Consider the following 26,460-nt stretch of genomic DNA (forward strand, 5'->3'; position numbering starts at 1 on the left):
ATAAACTGCAAGGCACATGCACGCCTATGAAGGGATGGAATATGGTTCAATTGGGCCAGCACACTGGCGAACTGCTCGATCGGCTGGGGGTCGACCGAGCCTTGTGGACCGACGGTTCCATGCCCGCGGTGACGCCGCTGACCGGCGAGCAACTGGGGCAGGTGAAGGTCGCCGACAGCGCCGATGTGGATGCTGCGCTCGATCAGGCGACCGCGGCGTTCCGTGCATGGCGCGTCGTCCCGGCGCCCCGTCGCGGCGAACTGGTGCGACTGTGGGGCGAGGAACTGCGTGCCGCGAAGGACGATCTCGCAAAACTCGTGACCATCGAAGCGGGCAAGGTCCCGTCAGAGGGCGCGGGCGAAGTGCAGGAAATGATCGACATCTGCGACTTCGCCGTCGGCCTTTCGCGCCAGCTATACGGCCTGACGATCGCGACCGAGCGGCCGGGGCACCGGATGATGGAGGTCTGGCATCCGCTGGGTGTCGTCGGTGTGATTTCGGCGTTCAACTTTCCCGTTGCAGTGTGGGCGTGGAACGCCGCGCTGGCGCTGGTGTGCGGCAACAGCGTGGTGTGGAAGCCCTCGGAAAAGACCCCGCTGACGGCGCTTGCCGTGCAGGCAATTTTCGCGCGCGCGGCGGCGCGCTTCGGCGATGCGCCCGCGGGTCTGTCGCAAGTGCTGATCGGCGGACGCGAGGCGGGCGAGGCACTCGTCGATGACCGGCGTGTCGCGCTGGTCTCAGCCACCGGCTCGACCCGAATGGGCCGCGCGGTCGCGCCACGGCTCGCCGGGCGCTTCGCGCGTGCGATCCTCGAGCTTGGCGGCAATAATGGCGTGATCGTTGCCCCTTCGGCCGACCTTGACCTTGCGCTGCGCGGCGTCGCGTTCGGCGCCATGGGGACTGCTGGACAGCGCTGTACGACGACGCGGCGCCTGTTTCTGCACGACAGTATTTACGATGGCTTCGTCGCCAAGCTGAAGGCCGCCTATGCCAGCGTGGGCGTTGGAAATCCGCTGGAGGACGAGGTGCTCGTCGGCCCGCTGATCGATCGCGCGGCCTATGAGATGATGCAGGATGCTTTGGGCGCTGCACGTGCGGCTGGCGGCATCGTGCTCGGCGGAACGCGCGTCAGCGAAGGCGCGAGCTTTTATGTCAGGCCCGCGCTCGTCGAGATGCCCGGGCAGGTCGGGCCGGTGCTCGATGAGACTTTTGCGCCGATCCTCTATGTGATGCGCTATGACGATCTGGATGCGGTGATCGATCTGCACAACGACGTCGCGGCAGGCCTCTCGTCGGCGATTTTCACGACCGACATGCGCGAGGCGGAGCGCTTCCTCGTCGCCAGCGACTGCGGCATCGCCAACGTCAACCTCGGCACCAGCGGCGCGGAGATCGGCGGTGCGTTCGGGGGTGAAAAGGAAACGGGCGGCGGCCGCGAAAGCGGGTCGGATGCGTGGCGCCTGTACATGCGCCGTGCGACGAACACGGTGAACTATTCCGACGCGTTGCCGCTGGCGCAGGGAGTCAGCTTCGACCTGTCCTAACGCGGCGGCAGCGGGGCGGTCAGATCGATCCGCGCGATCTCGCGGATCTTGCCCTGATCGATCCGCGCCTCGACCAGACTCGTTCCCATCAGGCCGAAGATACGGCCGGCCAGAAAGACCGGCCGCGAGTTGCCGTACCAGTCGATGCATGACACCTCGCATATATAGTCGGGGTGGGTTTCGACATCATCGGCGGGCGTCGCGATCAGCTCGCCCGCCGAAGCAAGCATGCCAGAGGGCGATTTGGTCAGGAAGCTGAGGTCGGAAGTATCCGATCGCCACCACCAGCGACCCGACTCCTCGCTCCCCTTCACCGTCGGCACGCCGATGATGCCATTGCCGCCTTCATCTACGACGCTGTTGAAGGCGTGGCTGCGGCCCTCGCTTTCGTAGCGGCGGGACAGGAAGGTCGAGGACAGGATGCGCGCTTCCTTGCCGAGCCCGATCAGCGTGAGGTTCAATCCTTTGTCGTCGCGATAGCCGTTGATGATGATGTCGTTTCCGACGCGTTCGGTGCGCACGACATTGTGCGGGATGTCGATCACCACAGCAGCCTGCGGCCGCTTGACCGGAACCGCGACCGCCTTGCTCGATTGCGGGCCGTTTTCGGGGTCGGGCGGGTAACCACCCCAGCTGTCGCGGCCGCCGAATACCAGCCAGTCGTCCGCGAAACGGTTTTCGACGACGCGCTTGCCGGTCGAGGGAAGCGCGGTGAAGGCGCCGTCGGGAACAGGCTCGAAGATCGTGCCGAACGTGCCGGTGCGGATCTTCAGAAAGGCATTCTCGGCCGGAGCTTCATAGTCGCCATCGCAGCGGATCGAGCGCCAGTCGACCAACGCACGAAACTCGCCGTCGCGTTCATCCATCGACAGATGGTCATAGGGAGCGCCCGACACGCCGGCGACGCTCGCCTCGCGGCTGTCGATCGGCAGGCGATAGAGCGCCCCGGGCGCGACGTCGCGGCGCGCGGGGCGGGGCACGACGCGATGGTTTCCGTCCTCGTCCTCGTCGCCGGCGCAGCTCGGCATGCGCCACGTCTCGATATCGTCGATCGACGAATTCCACAGATAGACGGTTTCGGGCGACACGAACATTTCGGCGTGGCTGGGACCAAGGAAGCCGGTCGTGCGGCATTCGAGGCTGCGTTTGCGGCCAAAATCGCCCAGCGGGCAGATCGAGATCGCGTGGATCGTCGGATCGGCCGTCCGCAGCAGCGGCTTGTAAATCGATCGCGCGTCGAGCAGCGGCGTGCCGTCGGCCTGCTTCTGCTTCCGCTCTGCCTCGGGCAGCCAGCGTCGCAGGACCGGACGTGCGTCCAGCTTTTCGAACTGCTCGAGCGAATAGGGAGTATAGACGACCAGCTTGTCGCCGACGATGCGCGTCGCATAATTGTCGACATCGTAATAATCGTCGGAGGTGATGAGGAATACGCCTTCGCTCTTCACCTTGCCGCTCGCCTGATCGAGCGTGAAGATCGACATTTCGGTGGCGCTGTCTTCATAGCTGTAAGCGGTGATGATGACATGATCGCCCTCGACCAGCATCTCGTCATACCAGTCCGCGCCTTCGAAATCGTCTTCCCACTGATGCTTCTTCGGGCGCGCGGCGGGCATGCGGCGATAGACGTCTGCCCGGTCGGTCAGTTGCATCGTCTTTACATTGATCGCGAAGATGCGGCCGTCCTGCAGGACGAGCAGATAGTCACCGATCTGCTTGACGATGTCGCCTTCGTCGACGCCCGCAGTCTGGACGTTGGTGATCGACGTCGGGGCCGAAGCCCGCGTTCCGGTCACGACGACGCTGTCGGCACTCTCCTCGGCCGGGCAATCTTCGGGCTTCTCGCATAGCGGCGGTTCGCTGCTTTGCATGACCGCGGCAACGACGATTTCATCGGTACCGCCCGCATGGGCCCGGCGTCGTTCGGTAAGCCGTTCGAGCGTCTTGAGATAGGTCCGGAACTCGCTTTCGCCGCTATATCGGACGAGTTCTGACGACGTGACCCGGTCGAACCGGCTATCCTCGATCGCGGGGATCGGAATCGGCCCCGTCCCGGTCTGTTTCGGCACCGTGGTACAGCCCGCCAACGATGCCGCGACTCCCAACAGCAACAGCCCTCGCATGATCTGACTCCCCCTTGGCCCGGAGGAAATTATATCATCGATGACGGTGACGGGTTAGCGCAAATGCAGGACGATCAGGCCGCGCGCCAGCCAAAGCCCTCATCAAGCGCGACGACCTTGCCGGCAGTGCCAACCGGCTCCGCCGTGCCGTCGGTCAGGAACGCCAGCATCGCTGCGTCGGCAACGTCGACATGCGCCAGCGTGCGCTTGTCCTCGGGCGTCCGTGCCACCACGACGCCGGCCTTTGGCGCGCCGTCGCGGCCGTAGAACACCGTATAGCTCTCGATCGTCGCCGGGCCTGCATAATCCTCGACCAGTTCGGGCACCGGCCCGCGCTTTTCCTCGGCCTCGCCCTGATAGTCGAAATCCTGCGGGAAGCTGGCCGCCGCGATCGGCTGATTGCCCAGCACGATACAATGATTGTCGGTCGCAAAGCCGCCATTGGCGAACAGAAAGCCGTAGCGCCCTTCAGAGCGTAATTTCTCGACCATCGAGACGATCGCGTGGCTCATGTAATTGGCGATCGGACCGCCGCCGAAGGTCAGCCCGCCAAAGACCGTCGCGGGCCTGTCGATCGGCCAGCCGAGCGTTCGCCGCGCCATCTTGGGCACGCAGGGGAAACAGCTGTAAAGCTCGACGCAATCGAAATCGGCGACGGTCATCGCGTTCAATTCGAGCGTGCGGTTGATCGACGTCTCCATGCTGACGCTGCCGTCATAGCGGTCGCGGTGGAGGATGCTCGCGGGTTCCTTCGCCGCGGCGCCCATACCGACATAGATCAGCCGGTCTTCGGCGATGCCTCGCCGCCGCGCTTCGGCAAGGCTGGCGACGAGGAATCCCGCACCCTGATTGACCGATGAGTTGGCGACCATCAGCTTCGAATAGGGGAAGGCGATCGGTCGGTTGCGTTCATCGACTTTCAGAATGTCTTCGGGCGTCGCGGGCTTGCGGATCCACGCGCCGTCGTTCGCTGCGGCGACCTCGGAAAAGCGCGACCAGATTTCGGCGCTCTCGGCCTGCGCTTCGCCAAGGCTTTCGCCCCACGCCGCGCGGGTCGCATTTTCATAGAGCGGATAGACATCGACCGGCGCCGACAGGCCATGCTTCTGCGCATAATTTGGCTCGCGCCGCGTCGCGACCTTGCGGATCGCGTTATAGCTCTTGTCCTCGCCCTTCGCCGCTTTGGCCGCGCGGCCGGCCGCCGTCCGCAGCGCTTCGGCACCGACGATCGCGGCGAGCTTGACCTCGCCCGCGCCGATGCGGTTCGCCGCCTCGTTGAGCAGGCGCACCGGCGTGTCGCCGTGGGGCGCCGCCGACTGATAATTGATTGCCGGGTTCGCGCCGATCGCGGCGGCGAGCGGTTCTGGTAGCTTGCCAAGGCTGTGGAAGCTGATCTGGTCGACGATCGCAAGGCTGTCGATCTCGGCCAGCGGCACGCCCGCATCTTCGGCCGCGACCTTCAGCGCCGCGACCATCAGCCCGAGCGAGTCGAGCCCCTGATCAGGATCTTCCGGGCGGTCGTTGACCTGACCGACACCGATGATGACGGGAATGCGCTCGGGATCGGCAATGCTCATGTCAGCGCGCCTTCCACTCGGGTTTGCGCTTCTGCGCGAAGGCGAGGGGGCCTTCGCGGGCATCCTCGCTCGCCATCAGTATCTTGCGCTCGCGCTTGTTGTCGTCCCAGTGCGCGTCGTCGCCCGCGATCTGGCCATCGATGATGCGCAGTGCGACGCGCTTCGACGCCTGCACCGACAGCGGCGCATTGCCCGCGATCTTTTCGGCCAGCGCGATCGCGGTCGGCATCAGATCGGCGAGCGGGACGACGCGGTTGGCGAAACCATAGCGCAGCGCGGTCGCGGCATCGAACGGATCACCGGTCAGCAGATGCTCCATCGCAATCTTCTGCGGCAATTGCTTGACGATCCGGAACGCGCCCCCGGCGGCGGCGAACAGCCCGACCTTGACCTCGGGCAGGCCGAACTGGGCATTTTCGGACGCAACGACGATGTCGCACATCAGCGCGAGTTCGCAGCCGCCTCCAAAAGCGAAGCCATTGACCGCGCCGATGACCGGCTTCGAAACCGGGTGCGCGGCAAAGCCGCCGAAGCCCCACGCCTGTTGCGCCTTGTCGTCGGGGGCCAGTTGTCCGCCGCGCGAGAGCGCGACCAGGTCGGCGCCCGCACAGAAAGCCTTGTCGCCTGCGCCGGTGATGACGACGGCGCGGATTTCGGGGTCGTTCTCCGCTTCCTCAAGTGCGGTGCCGATGCCGACATGCACGTCCGCGTTGACGGCGTTGCGTGCCTCGGGCCGGTTGATCGTGACGATCAGGATGTGGCCCTGACGAGTTGTCAGAACGGCAGGCTGAGGGGCGTCGGTCATCATGTCTCTCCCAAATGGCCGGATCGGCGAACACGCGAATCCGGCCTTCGGGAAAACTATCGTCCGAAGTTAACGTTTACGTCAACTGCCAAAAGCAGCAGAGCCGGTCAGATCGACTGGCCGGTCTTCGCCCAGTCGGCGAGGAAACCTTCGATGCCCTTTTCGGTCAGGATATGCTTGAAGAGGCCCTTGATGACCGACGGCGGTGCGGTCATCACGTCGGCGCCGATTTTCGCGGCTTCGAGCACATGGATGCCGTGGCGCACGCTCGCCACCAGAATCTCGGTCTCATAGGCATAATTGTCGTAGATCAGCCGGATGTCGGCGATCAGCTGCATCCCGTCGAAGCCATTGTCGTCATGGCGACCGACGAAGGGCGAGACGAAGGTCGCGCCGGCCTTTGCAGCGAGGAGCGCCTGCGCGGCCGAGAAACAGAGCGTGACATTGACCATCGTGCCGTCGCTGGTCAGCGCCTTGCAGGTCTTCAACCCGTCGATCGTCAGCGGCACCTTGATGCAGACATTGTCGGCGATCTTGCGGAGGATTTCCGCCTCTTTCATCATCGTTTCATGGTCGAGCGCGACGACTTCGGCCGACACCGGACCGGTGGTCAGTGCGCAGATTTCCTTCGTCACTTCCTTGAAGTCGCGCCCCGACTTCGCGATCAGCGACGGGTTGGTCGTTACCCCGTCGAGCAGACCGGTAGCGGCGAGTTCCTTGATGTCGGCGATTTCGGCGGTGTCGGCGAAGAATTTCATGGCGAGGGCTTCCTTGCGGGCAGGGTGATTCGGATTGGTTCCGGCCCTAGAACAGTGCGCGCGAAATATGAACCGCCCGCTTTCTGCGAAAGCACTGGCGTTCCATCTTTGTTCCGATTATGCGATCCGCATGGCCAAAGCGAAGCGTCAATATGTCTGCCAGAATTGCGGGTCGGTCTCCTACCGGTGGCAGGGGCAGTGCGCCGATTGCAACGAGTGGAACACGCTGGTCGAAGAGGCTGGAGAAACCGCCTTTTCGGCAAAGCACGACCTGAGCAAGGGCGGGCGCACGCTGGTGCTCGAAACACTCGATGCGCAGAGCGCGATGCCCGAACGGATGCTGTGCGGCATTTCCGAATTCGACCGTGCCTTGGGGGGCGGTTTCGTCGCCGGGTCGGCGACGCTGATTGGCGGCGATCCGGGGATCGGCAAGTCGACCCTGCTGCTGCAGGCCGCGGGACGGCTGGCGAAGGCCGGCAAATCGGTCGTCTATATCAGCGGCGAGGAGGCCGCGGCGCAGGTGCGTTTGCGCGCACAGCGCCTTGGGCTCGGCGACGCGCCGGTGGCGCTCGCCAGCGCCACATCGGTGCGCGACATCCTTGCGACCCTCGACAGCCGGACCGCCGATTTCGTCGTCATCGATTCGATCCAGACGATGCACAGCGACCTGATCGACAGTGCACCCGGAACGGTGAGCCAGGTCCGTGCAAGCGCGCAGGAACTGATCCGCTACGCCAAGGACAGCGGCGCGGCGATCGTGCTCGTGGGCCACGTCACCAAGGACGGGACGATCGCGGGGCCGCGCGTCCTCGAACATATGGTCGACACCGTGCTGGCGTTCGAGGGCGAGCGCAGCCATCAGTATCGCATCCTCCGCGCCGTGAAGAACCGCTTCGGCGGCACTGACGAGATCGGTGTTTTTGCGATGGGCGAGGAGGGGCTGGGCGAAGTATCGAACCCGTCGAGCCTGTTCCTGACCGACCGCAGCCGCGACGTACCGGGGTCGGTCGTATTCCCCGCGCTGGAAGGCACGCGCCCGGTGCTGGTCGAGGTGCAGGCGCTGACGGTCCGCCTTGCCAGCGGCGCGACCCCGCGCCGGGCGGTGGTCGGCTGGGACAGCGGGCGGCTCGCGATGGTGCTTGCGATACTGGAGGCGCGGTGCGGACTGCAGATGGGGGCGGCCGAGGTCTATCTCAACATCGCCGGCGGCTATCGTCTCACCGATCCGGCAGCCGATCTGGCGGTTGCGGCGGCGCTGATCTCGGCGTTCAGCGAGCGGCCGGTGCCGTCCGATGCGATCGTCTTCGGCGAGCTTTCGCTCTCGGGCGAAGTGCGACAGGTATCGCACGATGCCCTGCGTCTTCGCGAGGCGGCAAAGCTCGGCTTTTCAAGGGGCTGGGGGCCAAAGGGAATGAAGGCTGTGAGCGGGATCGGCGTCACCGGCTTCGGCCGGCTCGGCGAACTCGTTGACCTGATGCTCGGTCGCGACTAGCTCGCCCTTATGGGTAGTTTGACAGCTCTGGATATCCTCGTGCTGACGCTGGTCGGCGGCGGCGCGGTGCTCGGTTTCATGCGCGGTCTGGTGCAGGAGGTAACGACGCTTCTCGCCTGGGTTCTGGCGATCGCGGCGGTGCGCTTTTTCCATCCGATGGTAACCGATCTGCTTTCGGGCTGGGTCGAGGCGCCCGGCGGCGCGGCGATGCTCGCGTTCGTGATCCTGTTCGGCGGCGTGTTCGCCTTTGCCAAATGGGGATCGCGCGCGATGGGACAGCGCAGCCGTGCGTCGCTGGTCGGCGGCGTCGACCGCGGGCTCGGGGCCGGATTCGGCGCGATCAAGGGACTGATGGTCGCGACCTTGCTCTTCATGGCGGCGACGTTGCTCTATGACATCGGTTACGGCGCAGCGCAGCGACCCGCGTGGATGACCGACAGCCGTACCTATCCGGCGCTCAGCGCCACCAGCGCGGCGCTGAGCAAGGTTGTCGCCGATCGCCGCGCCGAAGCGCGGTCGGCGCAGGAAGATGCAGACAAGCAGGCGGCCGCTGCGGCGAGTGCGCCATGAGCAGCGCGCTCTACAATCGCGACATATTGTCGCTCGCGGTCGGATCGGTCGACTTTCCGCCGCGTGACGATGCGCGGTATCGCGTGTCGGCGCGCGCTCCGCTTTGCGGCAGCGCGATCATCCTCGACGTCGATACCGACGACCAGGGCCGAGTGACCGGCATCGGCATGCATGTCGAGGCGTGCGCGCTCGGTCAGGCCTCGGCAACGTTGCTCGCGCGCCACGCGATCGGCAAGGACGTTGCCGAAATTCGCGCCGCGCGCGCTGCGATTGGTGGCTGGTTTGCGGGGGAGGGCGATCGTCCCGACTGGCCGGGATTCGACCTGCTCGCCGCTGCGCGCGACTATCCCGCGCGACACGGCGCGATCCTGTTGCCGTTCGACGCTGCGGTCGCGGCGCTCGGCGAACAGGCGGCGCCGGTATGAGCCTTGCGATCCTGACCGCCGCGGCGGCGGCTGAGGCAGCGGGCGAAACCGCGACCGACGCCGCGCTGCTCGAAGGCGCGATCCTGCTCGGCGTTGCAACGCTGTTCGTGCTGATCTTCCGCCGTCTCGGCCTTGGTGCGGTGCTTGGCTATCTGATCGCCGGCGCGCTCGTCGGGCCGCACGGGCTGGGCCTCGTTGGAGGCGGCGAATCGAAACTCGCCTTCGCCGAGATCGGGATCGCCTTCCTCCTTTTCCTCGTCGGACTCGAACTCCATCCAAGACGTCTTTGGGAGATGCGTCGCGCGATCTTTGGCCTGGGTCTGGCGCAGGTGGTGATCACTGGCCTCATTCTCGCCGGACTGATTCTGCTCACGCTCGGTTTCAGTTGGCAGGCGGCGCTCGCGCTCGGCCTGCCGCTTGCGCTTTCCTCGACCGCGCAGGTGTTGCCGAGCCTCAAGAGCTCGGGCCGGATCAACTCGCCCTTCGGCGAAAAAGCCTTCTCGATCCTGCTTTTTCAGGATCTCGCGATCGTCCCGATGATCACCATCATCGCGGCGCTGTCGCGTGCACCGGCCGACGCTTCGGCGCCCCCGGGCTGGCTGATGGCGGTGTACACCGTTGGCGCGATCGCGGTGCTCGTCCTCGTCGGACGCTTCATCGTCAACCCGCTGCTTCGCCTGATCGGCCGCTATGGCGAGCGTGAACTATTCGTCGTCGTCGGCCTGCTCGCCGTGCTGGCGAGCGCGGCCTTCATGCACAGCCTGCACCTGTCGACCGCACTCGGCGCGTTCGTTGCGGGCATGATGCTCGCGGACTCGCCGTACCGGCACGAGATCGAGGCTGATATCGAGCCCTTCCGTCTCGTCCTGCTCGGCCTCTTCTTCCTCGCTGTGGGGATGGTGCTCGACGTCGGGGTGGTGGTGGCGAAGCCGATGCTTGTCATCTCGCTGGCGGCGGGGCTGGTGGCGATGAAGGTCGCCGTGCTGACGGTGCTCGTGCGCCTGTTCGGCAAGCCGTGGAGCGTCGCGCTCGGGCTCGGTCTGCTGCTCAGCCAGGGCGGCGAATTCGGCTTCCTGCTCTTCACCCAAGCGGCCGATGCGCTGCTTATCGCGCCGCAGGCGGCGAGCTTGTTCAGTGCGGTCGTGACGCTATCGATGATGACGACGCCGTTCCTGATGCTGTTCGCGCGCAATCTGGAATTTTCGCCGGGAAGCAGTGCAGATCTCGACGATCCCGAAAACGCGCCGCGCGGATCGTCGATCGTCATCGGCTATGGGCGGTTCGGCCAGATCGTCGCGCAGATGCTGCACGCGGTCGATTGCTCGGTCACCCTGATCGACAAGAAGCCGAGCCAGATCGAGCTGTCGGGCCGTTTCGATACCAAGGTCTATTTTGGCGACGGGCTTCGCGTCGACGTGTTGCGCCGTGCCGGGGCTGAGGAAGCGCGGCTGATCGTGTTCTGCACCGACGACCCGACGATCGACGCCGCGGCGCTGGCGCCGGTCGTCGCGGCCTTCCCCAACGCGCGCGTGCTGACGCGGGTATTCGACCGCCGCCAACTGCTGGCGATCGATGGCGCGGGAACGGTCGGCGCGGTGCGCGAGGTGTTCGAAAGCTCGATCGCGCTCGGAATGATGGCGCTCCAGCAGCTCGAGGTCGCGCCGCGCGAGATCGAGGATGTCGAAACCGCACTGCGCCAGCTCGACGCCGAACGGCTCGATTTGCAGATCAGCAAGGGCGACCTCTCGGCGGGGCGCGAGCATCGCTTTGTCGCGGGCGGAGGGCGGCAGGCGACCAGCGTGCTCGAAGCCCTGCGCGAACGGCGGCGGGCGGCAAAGCGCGCGCGCGAAGAAGCCGAAAGCGAAGCGGCCGCCTAACGCTCCCGCGCCATCCGTCCGGCCGAATAGACGATCGGAATCATCGCGAATTCGGTGACTTGCGGTCGCTCATCTGAACGCCAGCCGTGATGCCGAGGAAGGCGACGGTCCTCAGCCCGGCCGCCGTTGTCCTGTGGCCTCTTGCTTTCAGCTCGCCCGTATCGGCAATCGCCACCAAATTTCGGTCCCATGTGACACATATTGCAGTCATTCGCAGCAGACTGGCGCATGCGGAGGTCTGAGAAAGGGCGGATTGAAGGACGAGCAAGGGGGGGTGGGGAGCGGACATTGCCTCGCAGCGCTATCTAAAGAAGCTGATCACCTCACCATCGACCCATAACCTATTGGGCGGCCCGTCCCTTGTGAATTGAACCGTCACAGGTTTTTCGCGACCGTTCGGCACAAGCACCAGTTCGCCATGCTGCACGGCAGCCTGAACGAAATCGGGCTTATACTGTCCCACATAATGAGCGCGTTCCATGAATATGATACGCTGCCCGCCACGAACTGCGCACTCGGGACACACCGGCTTTAGTCTGTATCGATAAGCATATATCTGGAAGGTGTGGCCAAACTTTTGTACCCGCCCAAGGTGACGAACGGAGAGTTGATCCTTTTGACAATCAACTGAGCCCGAGAATCCGCCTGCCAATAAAGCAGGTCTTAGGCCATCAAGGCATTCAGTCGCGAGAGAGGGGACCGTAGCACCGGCGAAAGCCAGCGACGCAAACGATATCAAAACGTTTACCCGGTGTCCCATATGCGCAAGCTACAACGACGCCCAAACGTCCGCAATCGGTCGTTAGCGGTCATTCGACCCAGATCGGCATGAATGGAAGCTAACGATCCAATTGCGGACATTCCATTTCGTGTTATCGAACTTCCCATGGGAGCAGAGTCTCGATTTGTCATCGTCGCGATGATTGTTGCGCTCGGCGGGTGTGGCAAATCGGACCTTCCAGATGACCCACTGTTTGTCGGCGTGGAAAACTTAAACTACGCAGATGGTACAAAAATCATACAAGAGCGGCTGCAAACTCGATTTCCAAAAGGTAACGCCGAACAAGGCCTAAAGGATTTTCTTACGGAGCAAGGCTTCGAGATCAGGGCCCAAGCGAATCAATCTGCCTCCCCCAGCCGGATCGCGTCGCTCAAGTTCGGTGCTTTCTTCTGCGGAAGCCAAGTTCGCGTCATTTGGGAAGCTGATGCGGTCGGCCGAATTGAGAACATTGAAGCGCGATATGCCGATACTGGCTGCCCCTAGCCGTTGTCGACCGTCCGTTCCCACCCCAAAAGCTCCCGTTCCTCAAGTCTTCTGCCGCATCCGCGCGCGCTTGAAACCGTCGCGCGCCGTGCAGCGGCCCAGCCACGCCTTGGTCGCCTCGCCCAGCACATCGTCGGCGCCCAGCGTCGTAGCCAGAAATGCAGCATAGCCGATCGCGATGTCGGCGGTCGTGAAGCGTCCGGCGACGAGCCATTCGCGTCCGTCGGCGAGCGCCGCCTCGATGCTCTTCGCCCGTCCGCCGAAGAACGCCTTATAGTCGGCAACCGCCTGCGCCAGCCGGCGGTCCTCGGGCTCGACGCGGGTGTAGCGGATCATGATCGCAAGCGGGAAGGTCAGCGTTGCGTCGCTGCGGTGCAGCCAGTTGCGCCAGTCCCAATAGTCCGCCTCGTCGCGGGTCAGTTCGAGCGGAGTGCCTTCGGCGATGCGTTCGCAGATCGCGGCCGATTCGGTCATCAGTCGGCCATCCTCGACCCAGCCGGGAATGGTCATCAGCGGATTCACCGCGCGATAGTCTGGTTCGAAGGCGCGCGGCGGGAATTTCAGTACACGCAGGTCGACGTCGATCCCGGCTTCCTCGACCGCCCACAGACAGCGAAGCGAGCGCGCATCGGCGCAGTGATACAGGATCGGTAACGTCATGCGGCAACCTCCTTCGGGCGATCGATGTGGCGGCGATGTTCGCGCCAAGCGATGAAAAGGCCGCTCGCGATGATCAGCGGTGCGCCGATCCAGGTCGTTTCGGCGGGCAGGGTGCCGAAGAACCACCAACCGCACGCGATCGACCAGAGCAGCGCCGAATAGTCCATCGGGATCACGACGGCGACTGGCGCCAGTCGCAGGGCGCCGGTCAGCGACATCTGCACCACCGCGCCTGACAGGCCGAGCCCGACGAGGAGCAGCCATTCGTGCGCGCTGTGCGCGGTGTAGAAAAAGGGCAGCGCGATCCCCAGCGGGATCATCGACAGCAGGCTGAACCAGAAGACGATCGTCGCCGCCGCCTCGGTCCGGCCAAGGTCACGGACAGCGATGGTGATGAGGGCGGTCATGATCGCGCCGCCAAGCGCGATCAGTGTTCCCATGCCGTGGGTGCCGGCAAAGCCCGCGACAAAGCCCGCGCCGGGGTTCAGCACGACGAGCACGCCGACGAAGCCCACGATCACCGCGCTCCAGCGCTGCCAGCCCGCGCGCTCGCCGAGCAGGATGGCCGCAAAGATCACCGCGAAGATCGGCACCGACAGGTTGATGGTCGTGGCCTCGGCCATGGGAAGCAGGATCATGCCGCCGAAATTGCACGCCATACCCGTCAGCCCCATCGCCGCGCGCCGTGCGTGCGATCCGATGCGCTGCGTCTTGAGCGTCGCAAGGCCGCCGTGCGTCATCACCCAGATCAGGATGAAGGGGATGACCAGCGCCTGCCGCCAGAAAAGGCTTTCGAGGATGTGGATGCCCGCCGCGTCGATATATTTGACCAGTACGAACATGAACGACAGGCTCGCCATCGCGAGCAAGCGCAGGGCGATGCCGCCCAGATAATGCTGCGGCGGACCGGAAGGCGGAACGGTGATCATCGGCTTTTGCGCATATCAGTCAGGTTGCGCCAGGCAAGCCGTCATCCCCCTTGCCGACGGGATATAATCAAGCTAGGGGCGCACTCCGGCCTAGGGGTATAGCTCAGTTGGTAGAGCATCGGTCTCCAAAACCGAGGGTCGTAGGTTCGAGTCCTACTGCCCCTGCCAGGTCGTCCCATATCGTCCGACGGGCCGCGACGCGCCCCCATCCTCGGCGTTCAAAAAACCCTGAAAAGCCTGTCCCGGAAGATCGTCGCCGCGGACCGGCTGTTTTGACCGCTAAACGTTCCGGTCACCGATCTTTGATGCGAACCGACTGGAGCGCCGCGCCTGACATGCTATGGGCATGCTATGCTTCACATGCACGGCCGCGGCGGTACCGTCGAAATCGATGGTGTCAACTATGACTGGGAACTCCTGAGCGAGCCCCAATTGTCCTCTTCCGATGGCTGGAAGGGCATGACGGTCGCCTTGCGCCAGAGAGATATGCCACGCGAAGCCGTGCTGGAATTTCCGACGCCAAAGCGCCTGCTCAAAGGATTGCCGAAAGGGCGTTCGCACATCAACGACGCGATAGCTTCGCGAGGGGTGCGCGCGGCCTTGTCGGCAGGATGGGACCCGGCTTCTCGCGGCAAGCCCACGGTCTTCATGGTCGATGCCAACGGCGATTAAGCGCGATCGCCCAACCAATCGGCCCTGATCTCTCCCCTATGCCCCTCCGGCGCCAGCGCAGCGCGCAGGGCTTCCAGCAGAGGGGGCAGCGCCTGCGTGAAGGCGTAGGGCGGGTTGACGATGAAAAGGCCCGCGCCGTTATAAATGTCGGGCTGATCGCGATTGTAAAGCCAATGCTCGACCACCAGAAACTTCGGGATGCCGAGTTTCCGCAACTGTTGCTTCCACCGCACATGCGTCTCGCGATCCTTTAGCGGATACCAGATCACGGTCACGCCATGCGCCCATTTGCGGGTAGCCGCGGCGAGGGTGGCGGTGATGCGCGCGCGTTCATCGCTCTGCTCGTACGGCGGGTCGACCACTATCACGCCGCGTGCGGTGCGCGGCGGCACCATGGCCAGCCAAAGCTCGTATGCGTCGCGCTGATGCACGGCGGCGGGTGTGTCGCGCATCGCGCCGCGCAGGGCATAGACGTCTTCGGGATGCTTCTCGTTCAGGATCAGAAAATCCTGCGGACGCAGAAGCTGCGCCAGAAATCGCGGCGATCCGGGGTAGAGGTGAGGCTCGGCCCCGGCATTCACCGCCTGTACGGCGGCGCGGTAATCGTCCAGCAAGGGGGTCGGGTCAGCGAAGGCCCGCAGCACGCCTTGCGTGGCCTCGCCGGTGCGCCCGGCCTCCTCGCCATCAAGGTCGTACAGCCCGCAACCGGCATGGGTGTCGATCAGGGTCAGCGCGCCCGGTTTTTGCTGCAGCGCGCGCACGAGGGCGATCAGCAGGCTGTGCTTTACGACATCGGCGCTGTTGCCGGCATGGAAGGAATGGCGATAATTCATTGTTATTCAAAATCCTGGCGATCTGCTTTTATACCAACGGCTGGGCGCAAAAGCTGAGCGCGAGGCAATGGAAGCAACCAATCCAGTGCCCGTATAGATTCGGGCGCAAACCTTCAAAGCATTCTGCGCAAGGCCTTCAGCCCACGATAGCGATCATTCCGCCTCGCGAAATTCGATCAGATCCCATTTGTTGCCATAGAGGTCGAGGAACACCGCAACCGTGCCGTAATCGGCCTCCAGCGGTTCGCGCTCGATCCGCACGCCCCGGTCGAGCAGGCGCTGGTAATCGCGCCCGAAATCGTCGGTTTGCAGAAACAGGAAGACGCGGCCGCCCGACTGGTTGCCGATGAAGGTCGCCTGCTCTTCGGTCGCGGCGCGCGTGAGCAGGATCGTGGCGCCGCCCGGCGGGTTGCCCGGCGGAGCGACAAGCACCCAGCGTTTGTCCTGTGCGGGCTGATAATCGTCGGCGACCAGCGTGAAACCCAATGTCCCGACATAGAAGTCGATCGCCTCGTCATAGTCGCGCACGACGAGCGCGATGTGCGCGAGCGACTGGCGCGTCATTCGCGCAGGCCGCGGAGCGCGGCACCCGCGGCGAAAGGTCCGATCATGGTCAGCAGCAGGCTGGCCGCGGCAAGCAGCTTCACCGCGCCGCGCCCCGACGGATCGAGCATTCCGGCGCCGAAGATCAGCATCGGCACCGCGAGCGGCAGGATCAGCAGCCCGCCGATCGCGCTGCCGCCCTTGTGGTTCGCGGTCAGCGCGGCGCTGAGGACCGCGAGCGAGGCGAGGGCGGGGATGGCGATGGCGATGCCCGTCGCGAGCGTTGCGACCCGCGCGGGATCCTGCGCCAGCAGGGCCGAGGCAGGAAAGAGGGCGATGAGCAAAGGAAGCCCGAAACCAATGGCATGGGCAGCGATCTTTACGGCGGCAATGAGCTCATCGGCAAAGCCGCGCACGGCGAGTTGATCGAGCACGCCCGCATCCTTGTCGGGCTTCACCAGCCGGTCGATCGGGAGGAGCGCGGCAAGCAAGGCTGCGACCCATATCATCCCGCCGCCAGCCCGGCGCAGCAGCGGTGCGTCGGGTCCGACCGCGAAGGGAAAGGCGGTCGCGACGAGCAGAAAGAAGAGCACCGGCAGCCACAGCGCCCCGCTGCCCCACGCGCGGCGAAGGTCGCGCCAGAAGAGGGCGATCAGCGCGGTCACAACCCGGCCTCGTCATTGCGAGGAGCGTAGCGACGCGGCAATCTCCAGCCATCGACCTCGCGCAATGGCCTGCGCTGGAGATTGCTTCGCTGCGCTCGCAATGACGGATATGGGCTCAAACCAGCGCCCCCATGTCGAGCTCGGCCAGATCGGGAACCCCGAGCGCGAAGTGCGAGGCGAGCAGCACGGCGCCGCCGTTTGCGCGATGCCTTGCGATTCCCGCGACCAGCCGCGCCTGCGCGGCATCGTCCATGCCGTTCGCGGGCTCGTCGAGCAGCCAGATCGGCGCCCCGCTGGCGATGACGCGGACCATCGCGGCGCGCTTGCGCTGGCCGGTCGAGAGCATCGATACGGGGACGTCGGCAAGATTCCCGAGCGCCATCTCGCCCATCGCCCGGTCGACCGCATGGCCGTCGACGGTGTCGACCCGCGCCCAGAAATCGATCGCGCGGCGCAGCGGAAGTTCGGCGTCGAGCGCCGCGGCTTCGTCGATCAGGGCGACACGCTCGCGGCGCTCGACCGTCCCGGCGGCCGGGCGCAGCAGCCCAGCGGCGAGGCGGATCAGGCTCGACTTGCCTGCGCCGTTGGGGCCGCGCAGCCACAGCGCCTCGCCGCGGTTCAGCGTCAGTGACAGTCCCTCGAACAGCAGCCGGTCGCCGCGGATGCACGCGACATTGTCGAGCCGCAGCAGTTCGCTCATGCCCCATCTTCCAGCGCGTGCATGTCGTCGTCGGAAAAGCCGAAATGATGGCCGATCTCGTGGATCAGCACATGCCGCACCAGCCAGTCGAGCCGTTCGCCGCCCTCGATCCATTCGACGAGGATCGGAATGCGGTAGAGCGTCACGCGGTCGGGCATCCCGCCGCTCTGGTCGATGCTGCGCTCGGTCAGCGGACGGCCTTCGTAGAGGCCGGTGAGGTCATAGGGATGGTCGATGTCGAGCGATTTCAGCGTCTCGTCGTCGGCAAATTCCTCGATCTCGATCACCACATCCGTGATGTGCGGCTTGAACATATCGGGCAGTTGTTCGAGCGCGGTTTCGGCCATCGCGAACAGCGCGTCGGCATCGGGGGCGCCCGCCGTCCATCCGGGCAGGAGTTCGGCCGGGCCTTTAACGGGTTGCGTGGTCTTGTCGCTCATCGCACCCTTCCTTATGGCGACGGCACGCCCTTTACCAGCCGGAGAAGAATATGGTCCAGAAACTCGACGATGCGCAGCGCGCCGCGCTGTTCGCACGCTTTCCTGACTGGGCGCACGAGCCGGTGCGCGACGGCATCACCCGCCAGTTCAAGTTCGACGACTTCGCGCAGGCGTTCGGGTTCATGGCGAGCGTCGCGATCATCGCCGAAAAGATGGACCATCACCCCGAATGGTCGAACGTCTATAACAGGGTCGACATATTGCTGACGACGCACGACGCCGATGGCCTGTCGGAGCGCGACGTCGCGCTGGCCGAAGCGATCGAGGGGCTGCTCTGAGCCGCCGATGATCCGGTTCGATCGCTCCCATCAGCTTCTTGCGGTCGGAGTGGCGATCCTTGCGGGGTTCGTCGATGCGATCGGCTTCGTCGAATCGGGCGGCTTTTTCGTGTCGTTCATGACCGGCAATTCGACGCGTCTGGCGGTCGGCGTGGCCGAATGGCTTCCGGTTGCGCAGTTCGCCGGCGGCGTCATCGCGGTCTTTGTCGCCGGCGTGGTTGCCGGTTCGCTCGTCGGCGGACGCGCCGGCGCGGCGCGGACGTCCGCCACGCTCTTCGTCGTCACGATCCTGCTCGGGCTCGCGGCGGTGCTGCGCTGGCTTGCCGCCGATCTCCCCGGAATACTCTGTCTCGCCTTTGCCATGGGTGTGGCGAATGCCGCGATCGTCGGGCGCGACGGAGCGGTTGTCGGGGTCACTTATATGACCGGCACACTCGTCCAGATGGGGCACAAGATCGCAAACCGGCTGCGCGGCGAGGGCGACGGGCGCTGGCTCCACCACTTCGGGTTGTGGGTCTCGCTCGTCTGCGGGGCGATTGCCGGGGCCCGGACGATATTGTGGTCGGAACCGGTCGCCTATGGACTGGCCATCCTTCTCGCTGCGCTGCTCACCCTGCGCGCCGGGTGGCTGCAGCGGCGGGTGAGCTAAGCCGCGTCTTGCCTTCGCGCTGGCATGGTTCCACAAGGGCGCAATAAAGTAACAAGGGGGATCGACCGCATGTCCGACAGCCTGCTGCGCCGCAAGACGATCGTGCCGGATCAGGGACACGGACATGGTCTGGCCAGAACGCTGAGCTGGCCGCATCTTATCGCGCTTGGCGTCGGGGCGATCGTCGGCACCGGCATATTGACGCTGATCGGCGTCGGAGCCGACAAGGCGGGTCCGTCTGTCATCCTGTCGTTCGCCGTGGCGGGGCTGATCTGTGGCTGCGCCGCGCTCGCCTATGCCGAGATGGCGACGATGATCCCGGCGTCGGGCAGCGCCTATACCTACTCCTATGTCGTGATCGGCGAGTTGATCGCATGGGTCGTGGGGTGGAGCCTGATCCTCGAATATTCGCTGGTGGTGAGCGCGGTCGCGGTCGGCTGGTCGGGCTATGCGGCGCCCTTGCTTCATGCTTGGGCCGACGTGCCGATGACCTTGATGCAGGGACCGGAACTCCGCGGCATCGTCAACCTGCCCGCGATCGCGATTATCGCCGTCGTCGCGGGGATGCTGCTGTTCGGGACGCGCGAGAGCGCGACGGTGAACGCAATCCTCGTGCTCGTGAAGGTCGCGGCGCTGGTCGTGTTCGTTGCGGTTGCGCTGCCCGCCTTCGATGCCGCGAATCTCGAACCGTTCAGCCCCTATGGCTTTGCGAAGCATGTGGCGCCCGACGGAGTCGAGCGCGGTGTGATGGCCGCGGCGGCGATCATCTTCTTCGCCTTCTATGGCTTCGATGCGATCGCGACCGCGGCCGAGGAAACGAAGAACCCCGACCGCGATCTGAAAATCGGGATCGTCGGATCGATGGTTGCCTGCGTCGCAATCTATATTCTTGTCGCGATCGCGGCGGTGGGCGCGATCTCGTACAGCAAGTTCGCGAACAGCCCCGAGCCGCTGGCGCTGATCCTGCGCGAACTGGGGCAGGCGCGCGCAGCGCAATATCTCGGCATCTCGGCAGTCATCGCATTGCCGACGGTGATCCTGGCTTTCTTCTTCGGGCAAAGCCGCATCTTCTTCACCATGGCCCGCGACGGCCTGCTGCCGGCCAGCCTGGCCAAGTTGTCGGCGCGAGGTACACCGGTTCGCATCACGATCTTCACCGCGATCATCGTCGCCATCCTCGCGGGCTTCATTCCGCTCGACGAGCTGGCGGCGCTTGCCAATGCGGGGACGCTCGCGGCGTTTACCGCCGTGTCGGTTTGCATGCTGATCATGCGTCACCGGGCGCCCGACGCACCGCGCACCTTCCGTGCGCCGCTGCCCTGGCTGATCGGCATTATCGCCATCGGGGGCTGCCTCTATCTCTTCTATAGCCTGCCTGCGAAGACGCAGCTCTGGTTCGCGATCTGGAACGTCGCGGGGCTCGCGGTCTATTTCCTCTATGCGCGGCGCAATGCCGTCGCTGGCTGACGAAGCGTCTATTCCGGCGGGATAAAAGCGGTTGCATCCGGGCCGCCGGCCATGCAGGCAGCGGACGGGGCAGATTGGAATGACGGGGGAATGGGGCATGACCCGATGGGTGCGGTGGGCGCTGGCGACGACGATGCTGGTCGCGCCGGGGAGCGTGGCGATGGCAGGCGAACAGCCGCTGTACCAGCCCGCGCCCGAATGGATCACGCCGGCGAAGCTCGCCAATGCGTCGGGCACTGCGGCGGGCCTGGCGATCCTCGACATGCAGCAGCGGATCGATGGCGCGACGGTGTGGAATTATGCCGACACGGCGATGAAGCTAAACACCCCCGAAGAGCTGGCGCAATACAGCAATGTCACCGTGTCCTGGGCGCCCGACAAGGGCGATCTGATCATCCACCAACTCGTCATCGTGCGCGACGGGGCGGAGATCGACGCGCTGGCGGGCGGGCAGAAGTTCACCGTGCTGCGCCGCGAGCAGTCGCTCGAACAGCGCGAACTGACGGGCATATTGTCGGCGACGCTGCCCGTCGAGGGGTTGCGCGCGGGTGACATCCTGCGGCTACGGATGTCGACGACGGTAAAGGACGACGCGCTCGGCGGCCGGGCGCAGGCGACGATGCCGCTGATCGCCGAACCCGCGCGCGTCGGGCAGGCAGGATATAAGCTGTCGTGGCGGGGCGGCGAGGCGATGCAGTGGAAGGTGCAGGCAAAGGGCGCCGATCCGAAGGCGCGCCGCGTCGGCGATTTCATGGAACTGCCGATTCCGGTCCCGCTGCCCAAGCCCACCGAAATTCCGGAGGACGCGCCGATCCGGTATCAGCGTCTGCCGATCATCGAGGCATCGACCTTTGCCGATTGGGCCGACGTATCGAAGATCATGGCGCCGCTCTATGCGACCGAAGGAACGATCGCCGACGGCAGCCCGCTGGCGGGGGAGGTCGCCGCGATTATGAAGGCCACCGACGATCCGGTGAAGCGCGCGGCGATGGCGCTGCAACTGGTGCAGGACAAGGTCCGCTATCTGGCGGTCGGGATGGACGGCGGCAATTATGTGCCGCAGACGCCGACCAAGACGTGGGAGGTGCGCTACGGAGACTGCAAGGCGAAGACACTGCTTCTGCTCTCTATGCTGCGCGCGATGAAGATCGACGCCGAGCCGGTGATGGCGCACGCCGCGCTTGGCGACATGATACCCCAGCGCGTGCCGAGTGCGCTCGCTTTCAACCATGTGCTGGTGCGCGCGACGATCGGCGGCGAGAGTCTGTGGCTCGACGGCACGATGCTGGGTACGCGGCTTGGCGACATCCGCGACACGCCTGCACTCGGTTATGTCCTGCCGGTTCGCAGCACCGGCGCCGCGCCTGAAAAGATCGCGCTGCGTGCGCCGGCGCGGCCGGTGATCGACCTGCAGGTCGACGCCGACGAAAGTACGAGCGTCGATCTGCCGTCGGTTATCAACCTCGACATGGTCGTGCGTGGACAGCTCGCCAATCTGCTGACGCTGGCGGGATCTCAGCTCGGACCGAAGGAAGCGCGAAACCTCCATGAGCAATTCCTGCAGCATTATGTCGGCGAGGCGCAATATGACACGCTGGTCGCGACCCCCGACGCGAACGACGGCAGCGTAACGATCAAGGCGCGCGGCGTGTTCGGGTCGGGCTGGCACCGAGAGGATCTGCGGACCGAGCGCTGGATGTCGCGCGTCCCAGACATGATCGCGTTCGAGCCTGACCGCGCACGCGCGGCCTGGGCCGACATCCCTGTTGCCACCGCGGCGCCCGATCGGGCGCGATACCGGCTGCGGATCAGGCTTCCCGATGGCGGGCGCGGCTACACGATCGATGGTGAGGCACCGCTTGCCGACCGCTTCGCCGGGTTCGACGTCAATCGTTCGGCGACGCTGGCCGATGGGATATTGACGGTCGACGAGACACTGGTGACCAGCGGGATCGAGATTCCGGCCACGAGCGTGGCGGCGGAACGCGACAAGGTGGCGACGATTCTCGCGCGGACGCCGCGGCTCGTCGCGCCCGACAATGCGACGCGGCGATGGGGGCTGGCGCAGGCGGCTTCGCGCACGCAGCTTGAAGCGATCAACGCGATTTACAAAAAGAAAGCTGCCGAAGCCGACGAGGAGAATGTCACGGCGCTGACGAGTAGCGCGTCGTTCCAGCAAGGGATCGGCGACTATAAGGCGGCCGCGGCGACGTTGACGCGTCAGATCGCACTGCTGCCGTCGGCTGAAGCCTATCTCGACCGCGCCTCGGCGCGCCGCGAAATGAGTGATCTCGCTGGTGCGCTTGCCGATGCCGAGGAAGCGCGCAAGCTCGATCCCTCGTCGGTCGCGGCGATTTCGGCGATCGCAAACCTGACCGCCGAACGAGGCGACGTGACGGCGGCGGCGAAGCTGTTTGACGACCGGATCGCGCTGGGCGGCAAGACGCGCGACGATTATCGCATGCTAAAGGCGGCCATGGTCGGCGAGTTTGGCGATGCGAAGGCCGCGATCGACGAACTCGACACGCTGATTGCGACCAAGCCCGGAAACCCGGCGATGCTGAACCAGCGTTGCTGGGTCAAGGCGACGCGAAACATCCAGCTCGACACCGCGCTCAAGGATTGCACGTCGGCGATGGAACTCAGCGACAGCACCGCCGCGATCCTCGACAGCCGCGCGCTCGTCTGGATACGGATGGGCCGCGACGAGGATGCGCTGCGCGATCTCGACGCCGCGCTGTTGCAGGTGCCGGGCATGGGATCGAGCCGCTTCCTGCGTGCGATCGTCTACAAGCGGGTCGGCCGCGACGCTGACGCCGCGACCGACCTGGCGATCGCGCGCCAGATGTCGCCGTCGACCGAGCGCGACTATGCGCGCTTCGGTCTCAAGCCCTAGACGGAATTTTCGTCAGTCGAACAGGTCGCTGAGGAAGCTCTTGGTATAGCTCTTCTTCTTGTAGGGCTTCGCATAGTGCCGATCGTCGTCATGGCGCTGCTCGCGATACTGCGGCTGCGGCGCGGCCTGCCTTGGGGGAGGCGGGGCGCCAGCGCCTTCGCTGCGTTCGATGATCTTGTCGAGCTCGCCGCGATCGAGCCAGACGCCGCGGCATCGCGGGCAATAGTCGATCTCGATGCCCTGACGTTCGGACATCGTAAGGCTGACACGGCAGGATGGGCAAAGCAGCCCTTGAGGTTCGGTCACGGAATTTCCTTTCCTTCACGAAGACATGGCAAAATATGCCGAATCTCCCACCTCGCCTCCGGCTTTAGGATGAAATAGCGCGCCAGTCGAACGCCAACGGTGCTTCGCGAAAGGCGAAGCGGTCGAGGTGGCGTGCGACGACGCCTTTCATCGCCTCGACATGCTCATCGCTGCTGGCGTCGATGCGGACCGACAACGCGTCGGGCCCGGCATCGAAGGTCACCAGCGCGTCGCCCGCCCAGGTGGCACCGCGCGCATCGCTGGGAAAGGCCACGGTGCCATGCTCGGGGGTGAATTCGACCGCGAGGTTATGCTGCCAGTGCTTGCAGAGCTGCTGCAGATATTTGCTCGCGTGGGCCGTGGGGGTGTTGGCGATGACGCTCATCATCACAGGCGCTCGATCTTCTGCGCGGCCTCGTCGATCAGCGCGACGATGTCGTGCAGCGTCGCCTCTTCAAGGTCACGGTCGCCGAGCCGGTTCATCAGCACCGCCTTCAGGTTGCCCATCGCGCGGCGGACCGACGCGCTGTCGGTGCGTTGCCGTTCCTCGCCGACTTCGGTCAGGCGGGCGATCAGGCGTTCGATGCCGTCCTTGTTCGCATCGAGCTCGGCGCGGCCGGCGTCGGTAATCGCAAACAGCTTCTTGGCGCCGTCGCTCTCGGTCGCGGCGATCAGCCCCATGTCATCCAGAAGGGTGAGCGTTGGGTAGATTACGCCCGGGCTCGGCGCATAGGCGCCGCCGGTCAGCTCTTCGATCTGGCGGATCAGGTCATAGCCGTGGCGCGGCTCGTCGGCGATCAGCTTGAGCAGAACAAGCCGCAGCTCGCCGCTGTCGAACATACGCCGGCGCCGGCTGCGGCCTTCGTCATCGTCGCGAAAGCGTCCGCCAAACCCGCGGCCGCCAAAGCCATGGCCGCCGCGTCCACCACGGTGCATCCCGTGGCGCATGGCCTCATGCCCAAATTCGCGCCCAAATTCTCGCATTGCGCGGTGCATGGCATGGCGATTGTCGCAGCCATGCCGGTTCATTTCATGTCGCATCATAAACTCCTTCATGCGATTCGATGCGTCTAAGATATATCTTAATATATTTTACGCAAGGGGCGGCGGCGATTTTTCATCACGCTGGCAGTTTCGGTCAGTTTTGCGGGGAAAAGCGCAGATGAATCAGCGGATAGGCGCGGCCCTGTCCATCGCGATCCGACCGGCCGACGCGAACAAAGCCCATCTTTTCGTAGAAGCCGACGGCCTGGCCATTCTGTTCGTTGACCTCGGTCGTGATCGCCCCGCACAGCGCGATAGCATGGTCGACGAGAGTTTTTCCGACACCTTTGCCGCGCCAGTCGGGATCGATGAACAGCGCCTCCATATTGCTGCCATCGAGCAGCATGAAGGCGATCGCGCGATCCTCAGCATCGACCGCGAGCCACAATTGTGCGTCCGGCAGGAAGCCTTTGACCTCTTGCTCGATAGCGGCGCGATCTTCGGGCGTCAGGAAATCATGGGTCGCATCGACCGCACGCTGCCAGATCTCGACAGCATGTGCGCTATCGGCGGGGGTGGAGGTTCTGATCTTCATCCGGTTCCTCTAACGGGGAGTGGATCGGCGGCCAACGGCCCTTTTCCGCCGGCGCCGCTTGACTCGGACGGCGTTACTGCTATTGGCGCGTCCGTGTCGTGCGGGCTCCGGCCCGTTCGATTCCGTCCGAGACAGTTGGTGAAGGGGATTTGCCCTTCTTAATTTCCAGCCGAGACGGGGAACAGTCTTTTTCGGTCGCCCGCCTGTGCAATCAGGTGACGCGTCTTGACCGACCCCATCGGACATCGTTGCGCAAATGCAGGTGAGCCTTGGCTCGCGCCGGCTTTTGCGTGTGTTAGCCGCCCGGCGGCACGAGCGTTTCGGCGCCTCGCGCATCCGGGCAGATGAGTGGAGTATAGGCATGGATCGTACGGAAAAGGCCGAAGCCGTATCCTCGCTGAACGCTACGCTGGGATCAGCTGCTGCTGTTGTGGTCGTCCGCAACCTCGGCATGACCGTCGCTCAGTCGACGGTGCTGCGCCAGCAGATGCGCGACGCAGGGGCCGACTTTCGCGTCACGAAGAACCGTCTTGCCAAAATCGCGCTCGATGGCACGTCCTACATCGGTATCGGCGACCTGCTGACCGGTCCCACGGCCCTTGCAACCTCGACCGATCCGGTCTCGGCTGCGAAGATCGCCGTGGAATTTGCCAAGACCAACGACAAGCTTGAAATCGTTGGTGGCGGCATGGGCGACGTGGTCCTCGACGTGAATGGCGTCAAAGCGCTGGCTTCGCTTCCCTCGCTCGACGAGCTCCGCGCCAAGATCATCGGTCTGGTGCAGGCTCCGGCCACCAAGGTTGCGCAGATTGCCGCAGCCCCGGCGGGTCAGTTGGCGCGGGTTTTTGGCGCATATGCCGCCAAAGAAGCAGCGTGATTTCGAACTAAACCTGAAACTTACTGCCGGGATATCCCGGTTCTGATGGAGAATGAACATGGCTGATCTCGCAAAGATCGTTGAAGAACTGTCGGCTCTGACCGTCCTCGAAGCGGCTGACCTGTCGAAGCTGCTCGAAGAAAAGTGGGGCGTTTCGGCTGCCGCTGCTGTTGCTGCCGCTCCGGCTGCTGCCGCTGCTGGCCCGGCTGCTGAAGAGCAGACCGAATTCGACGTCATCCTGACGGGTGACGGCGGCAACAAGATCAACGTGATTAAGGAAGTCCGTGCGATCACCAACCTGGGTCTTGGCGAAGCCAAGGCGCTGGTCGAAGGCGCGCCGAAGGCCGTCAAGGAAGGCGTCAACAAGGCCGAAGCCGAAGAAATCAAGGCCAAGCTGCTCGCCGCCGGCGCGACTGTCGAGCTGAAGTAATTCGGTTCGGGTCCGGCGGGTTCGCCCGCCGTGCTTGCGATCCA

At 64.8% G+C, this 26,460-nt stretch carries 28 protein-coding genes and 1 tRNA gene; 14 read left to right on the forward strand and 15 right to left on the reverse strand.

Annotation, left to right across the window (positions count from 1 at the left end; translation table 11 throughout):
• The first annotated feature begins 41 nt into the window (after positions 1-41).
• Positions 42-1,544 carry an L-piperidine-6-carboxylate dehydrogenase gene (gene amaB / locus ACQY80_RS11695; RefSeq protein ID WP_428679635.1) on the forward strand — a complete coding sequence of 501 codons (1,503 nt, stop codon included), beginning with the start codon at positions 42-44 and terminating at the stop codon, positions 1,542-1,544.
• Here amaB and ACQY80_RS11700 read toward each other — a convergent pair.
• The 4 genes from ACQY80_RS11700 to fsa form a co-directional block, all read right to left on the reverse strand.
• Complete coding sequence (locus ACQY80_RS11700; protein WP_428679637.1) at positions 1,541-3,664, reverse strand: beta-propeller domain-containing protein; 2,124 nt, start codon at positions 3,662-3,664, stop codon at positions 1,541-1,543. The genes amaB and ACQY80_RS11700 overlap by 4 nt on opposite strands.
• Positions 3,665-3,738: 74 nt before the next feature.
• Positions 3,739-5,241, reverse strand: coding sequence for an acetyl-CoA acetyltransferase (locus tag ACQY80_RS11705; protein WP_428679640.1), 1,503 nt, complete (start codon positions 5,239-5,241; stop codon positions 3,739-3,741).
• Position 5,242: 1 nt separating this feature from the next.
• The gene (locus ACQY80_RS11710) at positions 5,243-6,046 is read right to left on the reverse strand and encodes an enoyl-CoA hydratase-related protein (protein WP_428679642.1); all 804 of its coding nucleotides are present in this window, start codon (positions 6,044-6,046) and stop codon (positions 5,243-5,245) included.
• A 107-nt stretch (positions 6,047-6,153) separates the two neighbouring features.
• A complete protein-coding gene (gene fsa / locus ACQY80_RS11715; RefSeq protein WP_428679644.1) occupies positions 6,154-6,804 on the reverse strand; it encodes a fructose-6-phosphate aldolase in 651 nt (216 codons plus the stop codon).
• Positions 6,805-6,934: 130 nt separating this feature from the next.
• On the opposite strand from fsa, the gene radA reads away from it, so the two are divergent.
• From radA to ACQY80_RS11740, 5 genes are all read left to right on the forward strand, one after another.
• Entirely contained in the window at positions 6,935-8,296 is a 1,362-nt protein-coding gene (gene radA / locus ACQY80_RS11720) for a DNA repair protein RadA (protein WP_428679646.1), read from the forward strand.
• A gap of 9 nt (positions 8,297-8,305) precedes the next feature.
• Complete coding sequence (locus tag ACQY80_RS11725; RefSeq protein ID WP_428679648.1) at positions 8,306-8,866, forward strand: CvpA family protein; 561 nt, start codon at positions 8,306-8,308, stop codon at positions 8,864-8,866.
• The gene (locus ACQY80_RS11730; protein ID WP_428679651.1) at positions 8,863-9,291 is read left to right on the forward strand and encodes an iron-sulfur cluster assembly scaffold protein; all 429 of its coding nucleotides are present in this window, start codon (positions 8,863-8,865) and stop codon (positions 9,289-9,291) included. The genes ACQY80_RS11725 and ACQY80_RS11730 overlap by 4 nt, the downstream gene beginning before the upstream one ends.
• Positions 9,288-11,168 (forward strand): cation:proton antiporter, encoded by a 1,881-nt coding sequence (locus tag ACQY80_RS11735; RefSeq protein ID WP_428679653.1) that lies wholly within the window; start codon positions 9,288-9,290, stop codon positions 11,166-11,168. The genes ACQY80_RS11730 and ACQY80_RS11735 overlap by 4 nt, the downstream gene beginning before the upstream one ends.
• Positions 11,169-12,000: 832 nt before the next feature.
• Positions 12,001-12,432 carry a hypothetical protein gene (locus ACQY80_RS11740; RefSeq protein WP_428679656.1) on the forward strand — a complete coding sequence of 144 codons (432 nt, stop codon included), beginning with the start codon at positions 12,001-12,003 and terminating at the stop codon, positions 12,430-12,432.
• Between the two features lie 42 nt (positions 12,433-12,474).
• Here ACQY80_RS11740 and ACQY80_RS11745 read toward each other — a convergent pair whose 3' ends face one another.
• Together ACQY80_RS11745 and ACQY80_RS11750 are read right to left on the reverse strand one after the other, a co-directional pair.
• The gene (locus ACQY80_RS11745) at positions 12,475-13,092 is read right to left on the reverse strand and encodes a glutathione S-transferase family protein (protein WP_428679662.1); all 618 of its coding nucleotides are present in this window, start codon (positions 13,090-13,092) and stop codon (positions 12,475-12,477) included.
• Positions 13,089-14,021: a DMT family transporter gene (locus ACQY80_RS11750; protein WP_428679664.1), complete on the reverse strand. Its 933-nt coding sequence runs from the start codon at positions 14,019-14,021 to the stop codon at positions 13,089-13,091. Before ACQY80_RS11750 ends, ACQY80_RS11745 begins: the two co-directional genes overlap by 4 nt.
• 92 nt (positions 14,022-14,113) lie before the next feature.
• Here ACQY80_RS11750 and ACQY80_RS11755 point away from each other — a divergent pair.
• Both ACQY80_RS11755 and ACQY80_RS11760 read left to right on the forward strand, forming a co-directional pair.
• Positions 14,114-14,189: transfer RNA gene (locus ACQY80_RS11755), tRNA-Trp, on the forward strand.
• Between the two features lie 183 nt (positions 14,190-14,372).
• A complete protein-coding gene (locus ACQY80_RS11760; RefSeq protein ID WP_428679667.1) occupies positions 14,373-14,693 on the forward strand; it encodes a hypothetical protein in 321 nt (106 codons plus the stop codon).
• Here the strand turns inward: ACQY80_RS11760 and ACQY80_RS11765 are convergent.
• The 5 genes from ACQY80_RS11765 to ACQY80_RS11785 form a co-directional block, all read right to left on the reverse strand.
• A complete protein-coding gene (locus ACQY80_RS11765; protein WP_428679670.1) occupies positions 14,690-15,526 on the reverse strand; it encodes a 23S rRNA (adenine(2030)-N(6))-methyltransferase RlmJ in 837 nt (278 codons plus the stop codon). The genes ACQY80_RS11760 and ACQY80_RS11765 overlap by 4 nt on opposite strands.
• A gap of 153 nt (positions 15,527-15,679) precedes the next feature.
• Positions 15,680-16,090 carry a VOC family protein gene (locus tag ACQY80_RS11770; RefSeq protein ID WP_428679672.1) on the reverse strand — a complete coding sequence of 137 codons (411 nt, stop codon included), beginning with the start codon at positions 16,088-16,090 and terminating at the stop codon, positions 15,680-15,682.
• Positions 16,087-16,734, reverse strand: coding sequence for a heme exporter protein CcmB (locus ACQY80_RS11775; protein ID WP_428679675.1), 648 nt, complete (start codon positions 16,732-16,734; stop codon positions 16,087-16,089). The genes ACQY80_RS11770 and ACQY80_RS11775 overlap by 4 nt, the downstream gene beginning before the upstream one ends.
• A gap of 115 nt (positions 16,735-16,849) precedes the next feature.
• The gene (ccmA, locus tag ACQY80_RS11780; RefSeq protein ID WP_428679678.1) at positions 16,850-17,434 is read right to left on the reverse strand and encodes a heme ABC exporter ATP-binding protein CcmA; all 585 of its coding nucleotides are present in this window, start codon (positions 17,432-17,434) and stop codon (positions 16,850-16,852) included.
• A complete protein-coding gene (locus tag ACQY80_RS11785; RefSeq protein WP_428679680.1) occupies positions 17,431-17,874 on the reverse strand; it encodes a metallopeptidase family protein in 444 nt (147 codons plus the stop codon). The genes ccmA and ACQY80_RS11785 overlap by 4 nt, the downstream gene beginning before the upstream one ends.
• 50 nt (positions 17,875-17,924) lie before the next feature.
• On the opposite strand from ACQY80_RS11785, the gene ACQY80_RS11790 reads away from it, so the two are divergent.
• The 4 genes from ACQY80_RS11790 (at position 17,925) to ACQY80_RS11805 (ending at position 23,224) form a co-directional block, all read left to right on the forward strand.
• Positions 17,925-18,212: a 4a-hydroxytetrahydrobiopterin dehydratase gene (locus ACQY80_RS11790; protein ID WP_428679683.1), complete on the forward strand. Its 288-nt coding sequence runs from the start codon at positions 17,925-17,927 to the stop codon at positions 18,210-18,212.
• A gap of 7 nt (positions 18,213-18,219) precedes the next feature.
• A complete protein-coding gene (locus tag ACQY80_RS11795; protein WP_428679685.1) occupies positions 18,220-18,861 on the forward strand; it encodes a YoaK family protein in 642 nt (213 codons plus the stop codon).
• Between the two features lie 69 nt (positions 18,862-18,930).
• Positions 18,931-20,328 carry an amino acid permease gene (locus ACQY80_RS11800; RefSeq protein ID WP_428679688.1) on the forward strand — a complete coding sequence of 466 codons (1,398 nt, stop codon included), beginning with the start codon at positions 18,931-18,933 and terminating at the stop codon, positions 20,326-20,328.
• 97 nt (positions 20,329-20,425) lie between these two features.
• A complete protein-coding gene (locus ACQY80_RS11805; protein WP_428679691.1) occupies positions 20,426-23,224 on the forward strand; it encodes a DUF3857 domain-containing protein in 2,799 nt (932 codons plus the stop codon).
• A 12-nt stretch (positions 23,225-23,236) separates the two neighbouring features.
• Here ACQY80_RS11805 and ACQY80_RS11810 read toward each other — a convergent pair whose 3' ends face one another.
• The 4 genes from ACQY80_RS11810 to ACQY80_RS11825 all read right to left on the reverse strand — a co-directional run bounded on the left by ACQY80_RS11810 (position 23,237) and on the right by ACQY80_RS11825 (position 25,109).
• Positions 23,237-23,479, reverse strand: a complete 243-nt coding sequence (locus ACQY80_RS11810; RefSeq protein ID WP_428685846.1) for a zf-TFIIB domain-containing protein — start codon at positions 23,477-23,479, stop codon at positions 23,237-23,239.
• 115 nt (positions 23,480-23,594) lie between these two features.
• On the reverse strand, positions 23,595-23,918 hold the full coding sequence (locus ACQY80_RS11815) for a DUF2218 domain-containing protein (protein ID WP_428679694.1): 324 nt from the start codon (positions 23,916-23,918) through the stop codon (positions 23,595-23,597).
• Positions 23,918-24,466, reverse strand: coding sequence for a PadR family transcriptional regulator (locus ACQY80_RS11820; RefSeq protein ID WP_428679697.1), 549 nt, complete (start codon positions 24,464-24,466; stop codon positions 23,918-23,920). Before ACQY80_RS11820 ends, ACQY80_RS11815 begins: the two co-directional genes overlap by 1 nt.
• Positions 24,467-24,668: 202 nt before the next feature.
• Positions 24,669-25,109: an acetyltransferase gene (locus ACQY80_RS11825; RefSeq protein WP_428679700.1), complete on the reverse strand. Its 441-nt coding sequence runs from the start codon at positions 25,107-25,109 to the stop codon at positions 24,669-24,671.
• Between the two features lie 361 nt (positions 25,110-25,470).
• On the opposite strand from ACQY80_RS11825, the gene rplJ reads away from it, so the two are divergent.
• The gene (gene rplJ, locus ACQY80_RS11830; RefSeq protein WP_428685848.1) at positions 25,471-25,986 is read left to right on the forward strand and encodes a 50S ribosomal protein L10; all 516 of its coding nucleotides are present in this window, start codon (positions 25,471-25,473) and stop codon (positions 25,984-25,986) included.
• 58 nt (positions 25,987-26,044) lie between these two features.
• Entirely contained in the window at positions 26,045-26,416 is a 372-nt protein-coding gene (gene rplL, locus ACQY80_RS11835; RefSeq protein ID WP_428679702.1) for a 50S ribosomal protein L7/L12, read from the forward strand.
• Positions 26,417-26,460 lie beyond the last annotated feature (44 nt).

Source organism: Sphingopyxis sp. (assembly GCF_965279755.1).
Taxonomy (GTDB): domain Bacteria; phylum Pseudomonadota; class Alphaproteobacteria; order Sphingomonadales; family Sphingomonadaceae; genus Sphingopyxis.

Coding starts and splice junctions, on each gene's coding strand:
- ACQY80_RS11745 (WP_428679662.1), bottom strand. CDS start 13,092: ATGACGTTACCGATCCTGTATCACTGCGCCGATGCGCGCTCGCTTCGC.
- ACQY80_RS11760 (WP_428679667.1), top strand. CDS start 14,373: ATGCTTCACATGCACGGCCGCGGCGGTACCGTCGAAATCGATGGTGTC.
- ACQY80_RS11705 (WP_428679640.1), bottom strand. CDS start 5,241: ATGAGCATTGCCGATCCCGAGCGCATTCCCGTCATCATCGGTGTCGGT.
- ACQY80_RS11730 (WP_428679651.1), top strand. CDS start 8,863: ATGAGCAGCGCGCTCTACAATCGCGACATATTGTCGCTCGCGGTCGGA.
- ACQY80_RS11810 (WP_428685846.1), bottom strand. CDS start 23,479: ATGTCCGAACGTCAGGGCATCGAGATCGACTATTGCCCGCGATGCCGC.
- ccmA (WP_428679678.1), bottom strand. CDS start 17,434: ATGAGCGAACTGCTGCGGCTCGACAATGTCGCGTGCATCCGCGGCGAC.
- ACQY80_RS11790 (WP_428679683.1), top strand. CDS start 17,925: ATGGTCCAGAAACTCGACGATGCGCAGCGCGCCGCGCTGTTCGCACGC.
- ACQY80_RS11740 (WP_428679656.1), top strand. CDS start 12,001: ATGGAAGCTAACGATCCAATTGCGGACATTCCATTTCGTGTTATCGAA.
- rplL (WP_428679702.1), top strand. CDS start 26,045: ATGGCTGATCTCGCAAAGATCGTTGAAGAACTGTCGGCTCTGACCGTC.
- fsa (WP_428679644.1), bottom strand. CDS start 6,804: ATGAAATTCTTCGCCGACACCGCCGAAATCGCCGACATCAAGGAACTC.
- ACQY80_RS11805 (WP_428679691.1), top strand. CDS start 20,426: ATGACCCGATGGGTGCGGTGGGCGCTGGCGACGACGATGCTGGTCGCG.
- ACQY80_RS11785 (WP_428679680.1), bottom strand. CDS start 17,874: ATGAGCGACAAGACCACGCAACCCGTTAAAGGCCCGGCCGAACTCCTG.
- radA (WP_428679646.1), top strand. CDS start 6,935: ATGGCCAAAGCGAAGCGTCAATATGTCTGCCAGAATTGCGGGTCGGTC.
- ACQY80_RS11765 (WP_428679670.1), bottom strand. CDS start 15,526: ATGAATTATCGCCATTCCTTCCATGCCGGCAACAGCGCCGATGTCGTA.
- ACQY80_RS11795 (WP_428679685.1), top strand. CDS start 18,220: ATGATCCGGTTCGATCGCTCCCATCAGCTTCTTGCGGTCGGAGTGGCG.
- ACQY80_RS11735 (WP_428679653.1), top strand. CDS start 9,288: ATGAGCCTTGCGATCCTGACCGCCGCGGCGGCGGCTGAGGCAGCGGGC.
- ACQY80_RS11815 (WP_428679694.1), bottom strand. CDS start 23,918: ATGATGAGCGTCATCGCCAACACCCCCACGGCCCACGCGAGCAAATAT.
- ACQY80_RS11800 (WP_428679688.1), top strand. CDS start 18,931: ATGTCCGACAGCCTGCTGCGCCGCAAGACGATCGTGCCGGATCAGGGA.
- ACQY80_RS11700 (WP_428679637.1), bottom strand. CDS start 3,664: ATGCGAGGGCTGTTGCTGTTGGGAGTCGCGGCATCGTTGGCGGGCTGT.
- ACQY80_RS11725 (WP_428679648.1), top strand. CDS start 8,306: ATGGGTAGTTTGACAGCTCTGGATATCCTCGTGCTGACGCTGGTCGGC.
- ACQY80_RS11820 (WP_428679697.1), bottom strand. CDS start 24,466: ATGCACCGTGGTGGACGCGGCGGCCATGGCTTTGGCGGCCGCGGGTTT.
- ACQY80_RS11770 (WP_428679672.1), bottom strand. CDS start 16,090: ATGACGCGCCAGTCGCTCGCGCACATCGCGCTCGTCGTGCGCGACTAT.
- ACQY80_RS11710 (WP_428679642.1), bottom strand. CDS start 6,046: ATGACCGACGCCCCTCAGCCTGCCGTTCTGACAACTCGTCAGGGCCAC.
- ACQY80_RS11825 (WP_428679700.1), bottom strand. CDS start 25,109: ATGAAGATCAGAACCTCCACCCCCGCCGATAGCGCACATGCTGTCGAG.
- amaB (WP_428679635.1), top strand. CDS start 42: ATGGTTCAATTGGGCCAGCACACTGGCGAACTGCTCGATCGGCTGGGG.
- ACQY80_RS11750 (WP_428679664.1), bottom strand. CDS start 14,021: ATGATCACCGTTCCGCCTTCCGGTCCGCCGCAGCATTATCTGGGCGGC.
- rplJ (WP_428685848.1), top strand. CDS start 25,471: ATGGATCGTACGGAAAAGGCCGAAGCCGTATCCTCGCTGAACGCTACG.